This is a genomic window from Kitasatospora sp. NPDC028055 (genome assembly GCF_040637885.1).
Classification (GTDB): domain Bacteria; phylum Actinomycetota; class Actinomycetes; order Streptomycetales; family Streptomycetaceae; genus Kitasatospora.
On the sequence record NZ_JBEZXE010000031.1, the window covers coordinates 13,494 to 29,258 of the forward strand.

General features: G+C 72.1%; 12 protein-coding genes and 1 riboswitch. Of the genes, 4 read left to right on the forward strand and 8 right to left on the reverse strand.

Annotation, left to right across the window (positions count from 1 at the left end; genetic code table 11):
• Positions 1–70 precede the first annotated feature (70 nt).
• On the reverse strand, positions 71–334 hold the full coding sequence (locus AB0F71_RS26325; protein WP_360238725.1) for a DUF397 domain-containing protein: 264 nt from the start codon (positions 332–334) through the stop codon (positions 71–73).
• A gap of 558 nt (positions 335–892) precedes the next feature.
• Here AB0F71_RS26325 and AB0F71_RS26330 point away from each other — a divergent pair.
• The 3 genes from AB0F71_RS26330 (at position 893) to AB0F71_RS26340 (ending at position 4,178) form a co-directional block, all read left to right on the forward strand.
• Complete coding sequence (locus AB0F71_RS26330; RefSeq protein WP_360238727.1) at positions 893–1,840, forward strand: hypothetical protein; 948 nt, start codon at positions 893–895, stop codon at positions 1,838–1,840.
• 505 nt (positions 1,841–2,345) lie between these two features.
• A riboswitch (cyclic di-AMP (ydaO/yuaA leader) is annotated at positions 2,346–2,508 on the forward strand.
• Positions 2,509–2,515: 7 nt separating this feature from the next.
• Positions 2,516–3,817, forward strand: coding sequence for a transglycosylase family protein (locus AB0F71_RS26335; protein WP_360238728.1), 1,302 nt, complete (start codon positions 2,516–2,518; stop codon positions 3,815–3,817).
• 160 nt (positions 3,818–3,977) lie between these two features.
• Positions 3,978–4,178 (forward strand): hypothetical protein, encoded by a 201-nt coding sequence (locus tag AB0F71_RS26340; protein WP_360238730.1) that lies wholly within the window; start codon positions 3,978–3,980, stop codon positions 4,176–4,178.
• Between the two features lie 198 nt (positions 4,179–4,376).
• On the opposite strand, the gene AB0F71_RS26345 is transcribed toward AB0F71_RS26340, so the two are convergent.
• The 5 genes from AB0F71_RS26345 to AB0F71_RS26365 form a co-directional block, all read right to left on the reverse strand.
• Positions 4,377–5,396 (reverse strand): LacI family DNA-binding transcriptional regulator, encoded by a 1,020-nt coding sequence (locus AB0F71_RS26345; protein WP_360238732.1) that lies wholly within the window; start codon positions 5,394–5,396, stop codon positions 4,377–4,379.
• Positions 5,397–5,421: 25 nt separating this feature from the next.
• Positions 5,422–7,137 carry a glycoside hydrolase family 13 protein gene (locus AB0F71_RS26350; protein WP_360238734.1) on the reverse strand — a complete coding sequence of 572 codons (1,716 nt, stop codon included), beginning with the start codon at positions 7,135–7,137 and terminating at the stop codon, positions 5,422–5,424.
• A gap of 55 nt (positions 7,138–7,192) precedes the next feature.
• Positions 7,193–8,098 (reverse strand): carbohydrate ABC transporter permease, encoded by a 906-nt coding sequence (locus AB0F71_RS26355; RefSeq protein ID WP_360238736.1) that lies wholly within the window; start codon positions 8,096–8,098, stop codon positions 7,193–7,195.
• Positions 8,099–8,137: 39 nt separating this feature from the next.
• The gene (locus AB0F71_RS26360; RefSeq protein ID WP_360238738.1) at positions 8,138–9,139 is read right to left on the reverse strand and encodes a sugar ABC transporter permease; all 1,002 of its coding nucleotides are present in this window, start codon (positions 9,137–9,139) and stop codon (positions 8,138–8,140) included.
• A gap of 79 nt (positions 9,140–9,218) precedes the next feature.
• The gene (locus AB0F71_RS26365; RefSeq protein WP_360238740.1) at positions 9,219–10,499 is read right to left on the reverse strand and encodes an extracellular solute-binding protein; all 1,281 of its coding nucleotides are present in this window, start codon (positions 10,497–10,499) and stop codon (positions 9,219–9,221) included.
• 309 nt (positions 10,500–10,808) lie between these two features.
• Here AB0F71_RS26365 and AB0F71_RS26370 point away from each other — a divergent pair, with 309 nt between their 5' ends.
• A complete protein-coding gene (locus AB0F71_RS26370; RefSeq protein WP_360238742.1) occupies positions 10,809–11,315 on the forward strand; it encodes a GNAT family N-acetyltransferase in 507 nt (168 codons plus the stop codon).
• A gap of 13 nt (positions 11,316–11,328) precedes the next feature.
• On the opposite strand, the gene AB0F71_RS26375 is transcribed toward AB0F71_RS26370, so the two are convergent.
• Together AB0F71_RS26375 and AB0F71_RS26380 are read right to left on the reverse strand one after the other, a co-directional pair.
• Complete coding sequence (locus AB0F71_RS26375; RefSeq protein ID WP_360238744.1) at positions 11,329–12,405, reverse strand: aldose epimerase family protein; 1,077 nt, start codon at positions 12,403–12,405, stop codon at positions 11,329–11,331.
• A 182-nt stretch (positions 12,406–12,587) separates the two neighbouring features.
• On the reverse strand, positions 12,588–15,593 hold the full coding sequence (locus tag AB0F71_RS26380) for an AAA family ATPase (RefSeq protein ID WP_360238746.1): 3,006 nt from the start codon (positions 15,591–15,593) through the stop codon (positions 12,588–12,590).
• Positions 15,594–15,765: the final 172 nt, after the last annotated feature.

Sequence of the window (15,765 nt, forward strand, 5' to 3'; positions counted from 1 at the left end):
CCGGACAAAGACAAAGGCCGTCGTGGTGTCAGCACCCACGACGGCCCCCCGATGGTGGAGCAGCGGCCGGTCAGACCGCGAGGTGGTCGAACTCCCCGTCCTTGGCACCCAGCAGCAGGGCCGCGATCTCGGCCCGGGTGTAGATGAGCGCCGGGCCGTCCGGGAAGCGCGAGTTGCGCATCGCCACGTCGCCGCCCGGCAGGGCCGCGAACTCGACGCAGTTGCCCTGGGAGTTGCTGTGCCGGCTCTTCTGCCAGACCACCCCCGTGAGCTCGGCGGCGGCCATCCCGTTGTAGGCGTGGTTGGAGCCGTGCGTGTCCTGCGAGTCGTGCATAGAAGTCTCCCGAAGAGCTCCGGAGTTGTCGTCCAGCGCGGCGCCCCGGCACCCGCCGAACGAACGGACCGGCCCCGTACCGGCCCGGCACAACGCCTCACTTGACGCGATGATAGCCGCAGTGCACGTGCATCAGCACGGGACATTGCAGGTGCACGAGGCTTTTCGACGGTCGCCGCGAACTCTTCACGGACCCTTCTCCTGACGGTACGTAAACGGACATAGGCGATTGAATCGACGGTCCGTCCATAACCGGCCGTGAGCGCTTCCCCGCTGAATGTTGATCTTCGAATGCCGGGAGTCGCCCCGCCGTGACCCTCCGTCAGGTCGCCCGGCGACTGTGAGACATCTCACGCCAGACCGGTGCAACGCGCCGCCCCACCGGATACGTCAGGGCAACTGAGGGGCTCCGTACGGGGCTTGGGCGAGGAATGTCCGGATTGTAGGCAATCGCCCCGGACCGGAGCGGCATGAACACGACCCCCGCACCGTGACCACCCGAAACCCGTACGGCAGCCGACTGCAGGCCTGACGGGCAGATGTCCTACGATCTCCGGCATGAGCACCGCAGCCATCCCGGGCGCGCCACTGCCCGTCCGCACTCCAGGCTCCCGTGCGCGGGGGCGCCACCGCCGCCCCGAGCGCCCCGAGATCCGCACCGGCTCGCCGGCCCTGGTGCTCGCCGTACCCGCGACCGCGGGGCCCGAGTCCCGCTCGGTCGTCGCGGAGCTGCTCTCGATCGTCCGCAGCGAGCACGCCGGCGTCCAGGCCGCGGTCGGCTACCTCCCGGCCACCGACGCCGGGGCCGCGGAGCCGCAGGAGCACACCGTCGCGGAGCTGCTGGCGGCGGCCGCCGAGGCCGGACTGCCGACGCCCGTCGTGGTGCCGCTGGTCCCGGGCCCGCACGACTTCCTGACCGGGCTTCACGCCGTCGCCGCCGAGTACGGCGCGACCGTCACCGACGCGCTGGGCCCGCACCCGCTGCTGGCCGAGGCCGTCCACGTCCGGCTGTCCGAGGCCGGGCTGGCGCGGGCCGACCGGGCCCGGCTGTTCGCCATCGCGACCGCCGCGGACGGCGTGGTCCTGACCACCGTCGGCGGCGAGGACGCGGCCGCCGCGGCCGGGATCACCGGCGTGCTGCTGGCCGCCCGACTGGCCGTCCCGGTCGTCGCCGCCGCGCTGGACGTGCCCGGCTCGGTCGCCGCCGCCGTCGGCCACCTCAAGGAGACCGGCTCCGAGCGCCCGGCCCTGGCCCCGCTCGTGATCGGTCCGGAGGCGGACTCGGAGCTGCTCGCCGCGGCCGCCGAGGAGACCGGCTGCCCGTCGGCCGCGCCGCTGGGCGCCTATCCGACGGTCGGCCAGCTGATCGCCTCCACCTACCTGGCCGCCCTGCCGGTGCCGACGGCGGAGGAGCTCGCCGAGGCCGAGGCGGAGGCCGCGGCCACCGTCGGGGCCGAGGGTTCCCGGCGGGCCCACGCGGCCGCCGAAGGGCCCCTGGAGGGCTAGCACGACCCGCTGAACGCCCGTCGGCCGCCACCGGCGGAACCCGCACGGCCCGTACCGCCCATACCGTCGAAAGGGCCCGGAACGACTTCGTTCCGGGCCCTTTCGACGTGCTCCGATTCACCCCACTGGTGAGCTGGGCCGACAATGCGACGCAATGTCCGTTTCCGGTTCATTTGTCGATGAATATCCGACGGGTGGTGAGCACGTTCCCCGGCGCGCGATTCACGGCCGCTCCCCCCGTACCCCGAGCGTGCGCCCTTTGCGCTCCAACGCTCCGTCACCTCTTTCCTGAGGCGGAGCCAGTTATCAGAATCCGCTGCGATATTGCCGGAAAACGATCATTTACGATCATGAATTACGGGCCGTGCGGCGTTTCCCGCTAAACCGTGATGCGCATCACAGGTATTTGCAGATCTCACTTAAGTCTGCTTAACGTGCTCCCCGTTCGTGACCACACGGACCCAGTTCATCCGCGACGCCGAGTCCTGCCGTCGGATGTCCTGGCAGCGCGAAAACGCATCACGGCAGGAGCGGGGGAACCACAGGTAAGTCGCCCCGGACCGTTCTCCGGAACCGTCCAGGGCTAGGGGTGAAGCCGCGCCCACAGCGCGGCCGGGCAACTCCAGCCCGAATCCGACAGCTCACCTCGCAGGCGTGGGAGAGGACCGCGTCTTCATGCTGCCTTCCAACGGCAACCGCCTGTCCAGCCGCACCCGTCGCGTGATCGCCGCCCTCGGCGTCGCCGGCGTCGGCCTCACCGTCCCCTGCCTCACCACCGGCACCGCGAACGCCGCCTCCGTCGCCACCTGGGACAAGGTCGCCCAGTGCGAGAGCGGCGGCAACTGGAGCATCAACACCGGTAACGGCTTCTACGGCGGCCTCCAGTTCACCTCCAGCACCTGGGCCGCCTTCGGCGGCACCGCCTACGCCCCGCAGGCCAACCAGGCCACCAAGGACCAGCAGATCGCCGTCGCCGAGAAGGTCCTCGCCTCGCAGGGCCCCGGCGCCTGGCCGGTCTGCTCCGGCCAGGCCGGTCTGACCAAGGGCGGCGCCGCAGCCGCCGTCGACACCTCGGCCGGCTCCACCGCCGCCAAGCCCGCCGCCAAGCCGGCCACCCCGAGCAAGCCCGCCGCGAAGCCCGCCAAGCCCGCCGCCCCCGCGCAGGACCAGGCCCAGGCCTCCGGCGACTCCGCGGCCGCCTCCGCCCAGTCCGCCAACAGCACCTGGGCCCAGAAGCGCCAGGCGCAGGCCCAGGCCGGCAGCTACACCGTCGTCGACGGCGACTGGCTGTCCTCGATCGCCGACAAGCACAACATCCAGGGCGGCTGGCAGCGGCTGTACGACCTCAACCGCAGCACCCTGACCGAGGGCCCGGACACCATCTACCCGGGCGAGCAGCTGACCTTCGGTGACGGCGCCTCGGCCCAGGACGACCAGTCCGCCGCCAAGTCCGGCTCGGACTTCACCTGGTTCGACCGCTCGCAGAAGGCCGGCCAGGCCTCGAACGGCGGTGCCGTGAACGCCAAGCCGACCGCCCAGAGCAAGCCGTCCGCCACCAAGCCCGCGTCGAAGCCGGCCGCCCAGGCGCAGACCCCGGCCGCGGCCCCGGCCGCCACCGGCAGCATGGCCGCCGCGGTCTCCTTCGCCCAGTCGAAGATCGGCCAGGCGTACGTCTACGGCGGCACCGGCAACGGCGGCTGGGACTGCTCCGGCCTGACCCAGGCCGCGCTGCGCGCCGCGGGCATCAACATCCCGCGCGTCGCCGCCGACCAGGCCGCCGCCAGCACCCACGTCTCGCTGGACAGCCTGCAGCCGGGCGACCTGCTGTTCTGGTCCAACAACGGCCAGGACTCCGGCGTCTACCACGTCGCCATCTACATCGGCAACGGCCAGTACGTCGAGGCCGCCAACCCGAGCTCGGGCGTCCGCCTCCAGACCATCGCCAACTGGGCCCCGGACTTCGCCGGCCGGGTCTGAGCGACCGCGAACCGAGCGGCCGCCAACGGCTGACGCCGGAGCCCCGGGGAGAGCGCACCCGCTCCTCCCGGGGCTCCGGCGTGCCCGCAGGCCCGGATTCCGCATGGTCAAACCCCGGCCCACGGGGCATGCTGCTGCTCTGCACCCGAGGAGGAGTCACATGGCCCAGGTCACCATCACCCTCGACGCGAACCTCGCGATCGATGCGATGCTGCTCTCCGGCACCAAGAACCCGCAGGACGCCGTCGAACTGGTCGTACGCGACTACCTGGCCCGCGGCCGCCGTACCGGGACCAGGACCGGCGACGCGGCCGACGGCCACCGGGTCTCCACCGACCGCCCGGCCGCCCAGGAGGGCTGACCGACGGCCGAGCCCGGCCGGGCGGAGCGGAGCGGGCCGGGCCGCCCCCGAGCACCGCACGCCGACGGGCCCCGGAGAGCAACCGCCCTCCGGGGCCCGTCAGTTGGCCCGCTCTGCCCGGACCTGCCCGGCCAGCTCTGCCCGGCCAGCTCTGCCCGGCCCTGCCGGCCCCCCGGCCCCCCGGGCCGCGCCCGGTTCTCAGCGCGCGCAGGCCCCGGTGGAGCCCCGCATCACCAGCTCCGGCTGGAACATGAACTCCCCACGCTGGGCGGAGTTCCCGCCGACCTCCTCCAGCAGCGCGTCCACCGCCGCCGTCGCCATCGCCTCGACCGGCTGGCGGATGGTGGTCAACGGCGGCTCGGTGAAGGCGATCAGCGGCGAGTCGTCGAAGCCGACCACCGACACGTCCTGCGGCACCGACAGCCCGCGCTGGCGCACCGCCCGGATCGCGCCGAGCGCCATCATGTCGCTGCCGCAGATGATCGCCGTGCAGCCCTTGTCGAGCAGCGCGCCGGCCGCCGCGTGCCCGCCCTCCACGCTGAACAGCGTGTGGTGGACGAGGTCCTCGGCCTCCTCCCCGCTGAGCCCGAGCACCTCGCGCATCGCCGCCGTGAAGCCCTCGATCTTGCGCAGCACCGGCACGTACCGCCGCTGCCCGACCGCCAGCCCGATCCGCTCGTGCCCGAGCTCGGCCAGGTGCTGGACGGCCATCCACATCGCGGAGCGGTCGTCCGGCGAGATGAACGGCGCGTCGATCTTCTCGCTGTAGCCGTTGATCAGCACGAACGGCACCCCGCGCCCGGCCAGCCGGGCGTAGCGGTCGTGGTCGGCCGTGGAGTCGGCGTGCAGCCCGGAGACGAAGACGATGCCCGCCACGCCCCGGTCGACCAGCATCTCGACCAGTTCGTCCTCGGTGGACCCGCCGGGCGTCTGGGTGCACAGCACCGGGGTGAACCCGTGCCGGCTCAGCACCTGCTCGATCACCTGGGCCAGCGCGGGGAAGATCGGGTTGCTCAACTCCGGTGTGATCAGCCCGATCAGGCCCGCACTGCGCTGGCGCAGCCGGGTCGGCCGCTCGTAGCCGAGCACGTCGAGCGCCGCCAGGACGGTCTGCCTGGTGGCCGCGGAGACGTTCGCCTTGCCGTTGAGCACGCGGGAGACGGTGGCTTCGCTGACCCCCGCCTGCGCCGCGATGTCTGAGAGTCGCGCCGTAGTCACGGGCCCAGAGCCTATTGCACCCACGTCAGACCGCCCACCAGCCGGTGCTGTCCGGTGCGAGCACGGTCTCGCCGCCGTCCGTCCCGAGTTCGGTCGAGGAGAGCAGCAGTCGGCCGGGGACGGGTATCCGCACCGGCTCGCCGGTGGTGTTCACCGTGCAGACGAAGGAGCCGCGCCGGAAGGCGAGGGTGCCCTCGGGGGCGTCCAGCCACTCGACCCCGGTGCCGGCGCCGAGGTCGGGCTGCGCCCGGCGGACGGCCAGCGCGCTGCGGTAGAGCTCCAGGGTGGAGGACGGGTCGCCGGTCTGCGCCTCGACGCTCAGCCCGGCCCACTCGGCGGGCTGCGGCAGCCAGGACGGCCCGCCCGCGACCGGTCCGAAGCCGTACGGGGCCTCGGTGCCGGACCACGGGATCGGCACCCGGCAGCCGTCGCGGTAGCCGTCCTGGCCGGCCTGGCGGAAGAAGGACGGGTCCTGGCGGACCTCGTCGGGCAGGTCGGTGACGTCAGGCAGGCCGAGCTCCTCGCCCTGGTAGACGTACGCGGAGCCGGGCAGCGCGAGCATCAGCAGGGTGGCGGCGCGGGCCCGGCGCAGGCCGAGCGCACGGTCGCCCGGGGTGCGGATCTGGGTGCCGAGGCCGGGCTCGTTGGCGAACCGGGTGGCGTGCCGGGTGACGTCGTGGTTGGACAGCACCCAGGTGGTGGGGGCGTCGACCGGGCGCATCGAGTCGAGCGAGAGGTCGATCACCTCGCGCAGCGCGGCGGCGTCCCAGTCGGTGCCCAGGTACTGGAAGTTGAAGGCCTGGTGCAGTTCGTCGGGGCGGACGTAGTTGGCGGTGCGCTGGACGGTCGGGGTCCAGGCCTCGGCGACGCCGATCCGCTGCCCCGGGTACTCGTCGAGGATCCGGCGCCAGCTGCGGTAGATCTCGTGCACGCCGTCCTGGTCGAAGAACGGCATGACGTCGTTGCCGAGCAGCTTGAGCTGGTCGGCGCCGCCGAGGTCGGGCAGTCCGGGGGCCTTGACCAGGCCGTGGGCGACGTCGATCCGGAAGCCGTCCACGCCCATGTCCAGCCAGAACCGCAGGATCGAGCGGAACTCGTCGGCGACGGCCGGGTTCTCCCAGTTGAAGTCGGGCTGCTCGGGGGCGAACAGGTGCAGGTACCAGTCGCCGGGGGTGCCGTCCGGGTCCTCGGTGCGGGTCCAGGCCGGGCCGCCGAAGATGGACTCCCAGTCGTTGGGCGGGAGTTCGCCGTTCTCGCCCTTGCCGGGGCGGAAGTGGTAGCGGTCGCGCAGCGGGGAGCCGGGGCCCTCGCGCAGGGCGCGCTGGAACCACTCGTGCTGGTCCGAGGAGTGGTTGGGGACGAGGTCGACGATGATCCGCAGGCCGAGCCGGTGGGCGTCCCGGATCAGCGCGTCGGCGTCCAGCAGGGTGCCGAACATCGGGTCCACGGCGCGGTAGTCGGCGACGTCGTAGCCCGCGTCGGCCTGCGGCGAGGCGTAGAAGGGGGAGAGCCAGACGGCGTCCACGCCGAGGTCCCGCAGGTACGGCAGCCGGCTGCGGATGCCGGGCAGGTCGCCCATGCCGTCCCCGTTGGAGTCGGCGAAGCTGCGCGGGTACACCTGGTAGATGACCGCGTCCCGCCACCAGCCTCTGGGCGCGCCGCCGGTCACGGGAGCCGGGGTCGCCGTCTCCTGAGCGGTGTCGGCGGCAGGCCGGGAGGTGTCGGCCAGGTTCTGGGTCATGGACGGTATCCCTCGGGGATCGGAGGAGCGCTGGAAAGCAAGGGTGCTGGGAGCGTTACGACTTGGAGGCACCGGCGGTCAGGCCGGTGACCAGGTGGCGCTGCACCAGGTAGAAGAAGGCCGCGGAGGGGATCGCGATCAGCACGGCGGTGGCGGCCATCAGGTTCCACTGGGCGTCGTGCTCGCTGACGAAGCTCTGCAGGCCGACGGCCAGCGTGTACTTGTCCGAGCTGAGCATGAAGGTGGAGGCGAACGGCACCTCGGCCCAGTAGGTGAGGAAGGAGTAGAACGCGGCCACCGCCAGGCCCGGGCGGGCGAGCGGCAGCACCAGCCGCCAGAAGGTACCGAACGGGCTGAGCCCGTCGACCCGGCCGGCCTCGTCGATCTCCACCGGGATGGTGTCGAAGTAGCCCTTCATCAGCCAGGCGCAGTACGGCACGGTGGTGGTGGAGTAGACCAGGATCAGGCCGGCGTAGCTGTCCAGCAGGTCCAGTGCGGAGAGCATGGTGTACATCGGCACGATCAGCACCGCGATCGGGAACATCTGGGTGACCAGCAGCGACCACATCAGCGGCTTGTGCCCGGGGAACCTCATCCGGGACACGGCGTACCCGGCGGTGGCGGCGAGCAGCACGCCGAACACGGTGGTCACCCCGGCGACCAGCAGGGAGTTGCCGAACCAGGTGAAGAAGTCGGTGTCGCCCAGCACGTGCTGGTAGTTCGACAGCGTGATCTTGCCGAAGATGTCGCCGGGGTGGAGGTAGTCGTTCTTGTCCGGCCCGAGCGAGACGAAGAGGATCCAGCCGACCGGGAAGAGCGCGATCAGGCTGGCGAGGATCAGGACGCCGTGGGACAGCGCCTTGGACAGCGGGCCGCTCTCGCCGCGCGGCCGGAACTTCGCCGGCCGGGCGGCCGGGGCCGGGGCCGCCGCGGGGGCGGGGCGTTCGGTGGTGGTGCTCATCGGGTTACCTGCCTTCGTGGGTCAACTGGGTCCGGGGCCTCAGCCGTTGGCCTGCTCGTTGCGGGCGAGCCAGCGCCGGTAGAAGGCGGTGAAGACGATCAGGATGGACAGCAGGATCACGCCGTACGCGGCGGAGCCGGCGTAGTCCCGGGGGATCTGGCCGAAGCCCAGGCGGTAGGCCCAGGTGACCAGCAGCTGGGCGTCCGGGGCGCCCTTGCCGAACAGCAGGAAGATGACGTTGAACTGGTTGAACGTCCAGATCACGCCGAGCAGCACGACGGTCGAGGAGACGGTGCGCAGCCCCGGCAGGGTGATGTGCCGGAACTGCTGCCAGCGGGTGGCGCCGTCCATCTCGGCGGCCTCGTACAGCTCGGCCGGGATCGACTGGAGCCCGCCGAGCAGCGAGATCATCATGAACGGCACACCGGCCCAGGTGTTGACCAGGATCGCGGCCGCCTTCTGCGCCCACGGGTCGGTGAGCCAGCCGGGCTCGGGCAGGTGCAGGGTGGAGAGCACGGTGTTGACGACGCCGCCGTCGGAGAGCATCAGCCGCCAGGAGAAGACGGTGACGAAGGTCGGCACGGCCCACGGGAGGATCAGCAGCATCCGGTAGGCGGCGCGCCCGCGCAGCTTCTTGTTGAGCAGGACGGCAAGGCCGAGGCCGAGGGTGTAGTGCAGGCTGACGCAGATGGCCGTCCAGGCGATGGTCCACACGAAGTGGGACCAGAACCGGTCGTACGAGCCGGGGCCCCAGAGGATGTCGGCGTAGTTGTGGAAGCCGATGTACTGGTAGCTGGCCGGGATCTCGTTGACGCCGATCTTGCGGGCGACGTTGAGGCTGTTGGCGTCCGTGAGGGTGAGCCAGACGCCTTCGACGAGCGGGTAGAACACCAGGACGCCGAGCACCAGCACGACCGGGGCGATCATCGCGTAGGCGTACCAGTGCTTGGCGTAGGAGCGCTTGAGGCGTTCCAGCAGGCCCGGACGCTGATCGCGCTCCCGGCTGCCCTTGCCGGTGGCGCCCTGCACGGCGACTGACATCGTTTGCACCTTCTCGGGGGGAAGTCTCGGGGGAGCCGACGGCCCGGCCCGCCGGGGTCGGCGGGCCGGGCTGCGGGGACTACTTGGCGAAGCCCGGCAGGAGCTTGGCGTAGTCCGTGGCGACGGTGTTCAGCGCGTCCTGGGTACCGGTGCCCTGGACGGCCTTGCCGAGGTTGGTGCCGAGCGAGTCGAACAGCGAGCTGTACTCGGGCAGTTCGGGGCGCGGCTTGGCGCTGCCGAGGATGGCCTGGAAGCCGGCGATGCCCGGGTCGGCCTTGACGTCGGCGGTGTAGGCGTCGGAGCGGGTCGGCAGGGTGGAGTTCTTCTGCGCGATGAAGGCCTGGCTCTCGGCCGAGGTCATGAAGGCGGCGAACTTCTCGGCGGCGGCCTTGTGGGCCTTGTCCGCACCGGCGTAGACGGCGATGTTGTGGCCGCCGGTGGGGGCGCCGGCCTTGCTGCTGGAGCCGGCCGGGACGGCGGCGATGCCGAGGTTCTTCTTGTCGGCGAACGCGGAGCCCTTGTAGATGTTGGTGATCTCCCAGGGGCCCTGGATGATCGCCGCGACCTTGCCGCTGTTGAAGGCGTCCATCATGTGGGCGTAGGCGTCGGTGGTGACGTCGGCCTTGGCGGTGCCGGGCGAGGTGAACATCGACTTGTAGGTCTCGATGCCCTTGACGGCCTCGGGCGAGGTGACGGTGATCTTCTTGCCGGCGGCGTCGACGGTGTCGGTGCCCTCGCCGAACAGGAACGGCATCGCGTAGTAGCCGTCCGCGGCCTTCATCCAGAAGCCGTCGACGCCCGCCTTCTCCTTGACGGCGGCGGCGTCGGTCTTCAGCTCGTCCCAGGTCTTGGGGGCGTCGGTGATGCCGGCCTTGGCGAAGAGGTCCTTGTTGTAGAGCAGGCCGAGGGTGTCGGTGACCAGCGGGACGCCGTACAGCTTGCCCTCGTACTTGGCCTGCTGGATCAGGCTGGGCTGGAAGGCGGAGGTGTCGGCGGCGGCGGGGGTGCCGTCCAGCGGCTCCAGGAAGCCGGCCTTGGCGAAGGCGGCGGTCCAGCCGACCTCGGAGCGGAACACGTCGGGCGCGCCCTTGGCCCCCATGGCGGTCTGCAGCTTGTTCTGCGCCTGGTCGAACGGCACGTTGACGAAGTTGACCTTGATGTTCGGGTTGGCCGCGGTGAACTTCTTGGCCAGTTCCTCGTAGTTCGGAGCCTCGTTGGTGGCGTTCGACGTGTCCCAGTAGGTGAGGGTGACCGGGCCGTCGGCCTTGCCGTCGGAGCCGGAGCCGCCACTGCTGCCACAGGCAGCCATCGAGACCGCGAGGGCCACAACGAGGGCAGAGGCCGCGATGCCACGCCGCATGAGAACTCCTAGGAGGGTGGGGGTGCCCGAGATGTTCGGAGACAGGCGCATAATGGCTGCCTCGTGCCGACCGCACCGTTGCTGCCGTCGGGCTCGGGAAGGAAGTTAACAGCGGTGCAAGATCGACGGAAAGGTCTTGCAGCAAGTTTCTGCAAGAAGCCGCGATCGTTACATCCGCGTGTCCTGGACGTGGCCGCACGGTAGTGGACGGCGCGGCGCAATGTCCGTCTCCGTCCGCTTCGCCCCATCCCGGGGCGGCCGGCGCAGCCACCCTCCGTGGCCGGAAACCGCTTGCAGCAGACTGGACGCATGCGCATCAGAGCCGCCGTGAAGGACGAACTGCCCCTGCTGACCGAGTTGGAGCGGGCCGCCGGAGCCCCGTTCGCGGAGATCGGGATGCCGGAGATCGCCGCGGACGAGCCCCCGGCCCCGGCGGAGCTGGCCCGCTACCTGGAACACGGCACCGCCCTGGTCGCCGAGGCCCCCGACGGGACGATCGCCGGCTACCTGCTGGCCGAACCGGTGGACGGCGCGCTGCACGTCGAGCAGGTGTCGGTCCACCCCGACCACGCCCGCCGGGGCATCGGCCGGGCCCTGATCGAGCACCTCGCCGAGGGCACCGACGCCCCCGCGCTCACCCTGACCACCTTCGCGGACGTCCCCTGGAACGCCCCGTACTACGCCCGCTGCGGCTTCCGCCCGCTCGGAGAGGCCGAACTCACCCCGGGCCTGCGACGGATCCGTCGGCTGGAGGCCGAGCACGGCCTCGACCGCTGGCCCCGGCTCTGCATGCGCCGGGACCTCGACAGGTCCTAGGGATGCACAGGCCCTAGTTGACCCCGAGCCGCAGCACGGTGGTCGAGCGGAACTCCTCCCCCGGCCGCAGCACGGTGCTCGGGAACGCCGGGTGGTGCGGGGAGTCCGGGAAGTGCTGGGTCTCCAAGGCGATCCCGGCGAACGGCCCGTACGGCACCCCGCGCGCGCCGGTGACCGCGCCCTGGAACTTGTTCGCGGTGTAGACCTGGACGCCCGGCTCGGTGGTCAGCACCTCCAGGGTGCGGCCGCTGACCGGCTCCTCCAGCAGCGCCGCCCGCGCCGGGCTGCCGTCCGCCGGTCGGGCGCGCAGCACCCAGTTGTGGTCGTAGCCGCCCGGACCGGCCAGCTGCGGGTGCTCGTCGTGCACCGACTTGCCGATCGGGGTGGCCACGGTGAAGTCGAAGGGCGTCCCGGCCACCGGCTCGGTCCGCCCGTACGGGATCTGCCGCTCGTCGGCCGGGGTGTACTCGTCGGCGTCCAGGGTGAGCAGGTGGCCCAGGACGTCGCCGACGCCCTCACCCGCGAGGTTGAAGTACGCGTGGTTGGTCAGGTTGACGACCGTCGGCCTGGTGGTGACGGCGCGGTAGTCGATCACCAGCTCGCCGCCCTCGCCCGGGGTGTGCGCCAGGGTATACGTGACGGTGACGTCCAGCGCGCCCGGGAAGCCCTGGTCGCCGTCCGGGCTGTGCAGCCGCAGCCGCACCCCGCCGTCGACCGGCTCGGCCGCCCACATCCGCTGGGCGAAGCCGTCCGGCCCACCGTGGATGGTGATCCCGCCGCCGGTCGGGGCCAGCGGGTGGTCCTCGCCGTCGATGGTCACCACCGAGCCGTCGATCCGGTTGGCGTACCGGCCCACCACCGTGCCGTAGTGCCGGGCCGGGCCGAGGATCTGCGCCAGTTCGTCGGTGGAGAGCAGCAGTTGGGCCGGGCGGCCGGCCCGGTCCGGGGCGGTGAGGGTGTGCAGGGTGGCGCCGAGGTTGAGCACGCTCGCCTCGTACGGGCCGGAGGTCAGCGTCCAGCGCTGGATCGCCGCGCCCGCGCCCGAGGGGTCGAGGGGTTCGCGCCGCACACTGGTGGCCTCGCTCGCCATGGCCTGCTCCTCACTGGCGGCGGCGCTGCCGCCTCCGCCCGGTGTCCCGTTCCGTCCGGGGGCGTCGCAGCGGCCCCCCGTGGTGCCCGTCAGCCTAGCCAGAGTGGCCGCGGCGGGGGCGCTCCCACGCCACCGCGCGCCGCCCGGACGCCCCTACCGCTCCCCGCTCGCCACTCCGCCCGCTACTCCGCCGGATCCTCGCCCGGCTCCGCCCGCAGCCCGAGCGCCGAGGCCAGCCCGTCCGGCCCGGTGCCCGCCTTGCGGTAGACCGCCGCCAGCCGCCGGTTGACCAGGCTCAGGTGCACCCCGAGCCGCTCCGCGATCCGCTGCGGCGGCACGCCCTGGACGGCGAGGTTGGCGACGTCCCGCTCCGGCCCGCTGAGCGCCTCCAGCGTCTCCCGGAAGTCGTGCACCCCCAGCCGGTTGGGCCGCAGGCCGTAGTTGGCCAGCTCCCGCCGGGCCCGGTCGACCAGCCGCTCCGCCGAGCAGTGCTGGGCCAGTTCGATGCCCTGGTAGAGGTACTCCTGGGCGTCCTCCAGCCGGCCGACCCGGCGCTGCGCGGCGCCGAGCTCGACCAGCGCGACGGCGTGCTCGTACCCGGCCGGGGACTGCCCGAGCTGCTCCACGGCCTGCTCCAGCAGCTCCACCGCCTGCTGGCCGTCCGCGATCCGGGCCTGCAGCCGCAGCGCGCTGCCGATCGCCGAGGCGGTGCCGAACCGGCGGGCGTCGTCGACGGCCTTCTGGGCGTAGTAGCGGGCCCGCTCCGGCTCGTCGGCCGCGATCGCGATGGCCAGGTGCCCGGCCCAGGGCGCCCAGACGGTGTTGTGCCAGCCGCGGACCTCCAGCTGGGCCCCGGCCTCGGTGAGCGCGGCGGCCGCGCCGGCGTGCCGGCTCTTGGCGACCAGCAGTTTGCCGTACAGCGAGGCCGCGTCCGGCAGCACCATGGCCGTCGCGTGGTACGGCGGGTGGAAGCCGAACTCGTTGGCCAGCTCCCAGGCCTCCTCGACCCGGCCGCGGGCGATCAGGGTGTCCACCAGCACGCCGACGGCGTCCCAGGCCAGCGGCAGCTTGGAACCGATCCGTTCGGAGATCCGGTAGGCCCGGCGCAGGAAGTCCTCGGCCTCGGCGAGCAGTCCGCGGCGGAACCGGGCCAGCCCCATCAGGAAGTACGCGAAGCCCCGGTGGGCACCGCTCCAACCGGCCAGTTCGAACTGGATGATGGCGTCCGCGGCCAGCCGCTCGGCCTGGGCGATGCGGTCGTTGTAGATGTACGTGAGGCAGAGCATCGAGGGCAGTTCGAAGCCCCAGGTGGTGTCCGTCCAGCCGAGGCCCTTGGGCAGCCGGCCGCCGTCCAGGACCTCGTCGGCGAGCGCGAGCGCGTCGGCGGAGGGTTCGCCGCGCAGGGTCAGGTCCCAGGCCCGCATCACCAGCACGGCCCGGTCGGCGGCATCCCGGCCGGCCAGGTTGCGGTGGAGCTCCTCCAGCCGGGCGGAGCGGCCCGGTCCGTCCTCCTCGGACTTGCGGAAGGCGTGCCACATGAACGAGGCCGCCTGGAGCCGCTGGCGCCGGACCGGGTCGGTGGTCTGCTCCGCCTCCTCCTGGCAGACCAGGGCGGCCTGGCCCAGCTCACCGCTGCGGGCGAGCACCTCGGAGAGCCGGAAGGTGGCGTCCACCCGCAGTTCGGGGCGCAGCGGCCCCTCGTCGGGGTCGAGGGCGAGCCTGAGCTGGTTGACGGTGGCGCCGGGGTCGGTGAGCAGCGCGGAGCAGCCGAGCTCGTACAGCACCTCGGCCTTGATGTCGTCGGCGGGCGGCTCGTTGAGCGCCCGGTGCAGGCAGCGCTGGGCGGCCTCGGGGGCGCCGATCAGCTGGTGCTCGACGGCGGCGCGGCGCAGCTTCTTGACGATCCGGTCGTCGCCCTCGCCGGAGTGGGTCTCGACCAGGTGGCGGGAGGCGGCGAGCAGGCCGAGTCCGGCGTTCTCGATCTCGACGGCGGCGATGCCGTGCATGCCGAGGCGGGTGGCCTCCGGCATGGTGTTGTAGATGGAGCTGGCGATCAGCGGGTGGACGAACTCGAGGTTGCCGTTGGGGGCCTGGGTGAGCACTCGCTGCTTGCGCAGCTGCTTGATGGACTCGCGAGCGCCCTCGCTGCTCTGGGTGGAGATCCGGGTGACCAGGTCGATCCGGATGTCGGTGCCGAGCATGGCGCAGGCCCAGGCGAAGCGCAGGGTGGCGGGGCCGAGCCGGTCCAGCCAGCTCTTGAGGGTCATCCCGGTGGCGTCGACGGCGAGTTCGCGCAGTTGCCGGGAGTTCTCCTCGACGGGTTCGAGCTCCTGGTCGCGGACCTGGTCGAGCAGGGCGACGGCCTCGAAGGGGTTGCCGTTGACGACGTTCCAGAACTCGTAGCAGAAGGCGTCCTCGGCCCGGTCGCCGAGTTCCGCCCGGATCATGTCGGAGACGGAGTTCAGGGTGAGCCGGCTGAGTTCGTGCTTGCGGCTGGCGAGGCCCAGGATGCCGCGGCGCAGTTCCTGGGTCTCGCCGAACCAGTCGTTCTCGTCCTCGCGGAAGGCGAACACCAGCAGGACGGGCAGTTCGCCGGAGCGGACGGCGAACTTGGCGAGCCAGGAGAGGGATTCGGCGTCCGCCCAGTGCAGGTCGTCGACGATCATCACCATCGGCGCGCGGCGCGGTGCGAGCTGGGTGAGGACGTAGTCGAGGCCGTCGCGGACGCCCTGGGGGTCGAGGCGGCGGGCGCCGGCCTTGGGCTGCTTGAGGCCCATGGCCGGTCCGACGACCTCCTCCCAGGTGCCCATGACCTGGCTGAACTCGTCGGGCTCCAGCCGGGTCAGGACGGGCTGGAGGAGCTGGCGGAGCACGTGGTAGGGCTCCTTGAACTGCCGTTCGCCGCCGCGGGCGAAGAGCACGGTGGCGCCCTCGCGCAGGCTGGCGATCCGTCGGACCTCGTGCAGCAGGCTGGTCTTGCCGATGCCGGGACGGCCGGAGAAGGCGAGGAGTTCGCCGATCTCGGTGCCGCCGGCGGCGAACTCGCGGCAGAGCCGGTCGATGGCCGCTTCCACGGAGCGCAGTTCGGCGTCGCGGTCGCGCAGCCTGACCCGGGGGGCGGGGCCGTCCTCGTCCCGTTCGGAACCGGTTCCCGTCCGAAGTTCGTTGCCCTGATCGGTCACCGTCACGCCTCCGCCTCACCCGCTCGCGACTCCGCCCCGCCACCGCGCGCGGGGAGCCGGCCCATCACTACTGTTCGTGGAGCCGAGGTTAGCGCCGTGTACGGCTCGCTGTGCGGCATTCGCGCAGGCTGGGGCGGACGGTGAGGGTTCGGACGGCTTGCCAAGGGCAATTGCCCTA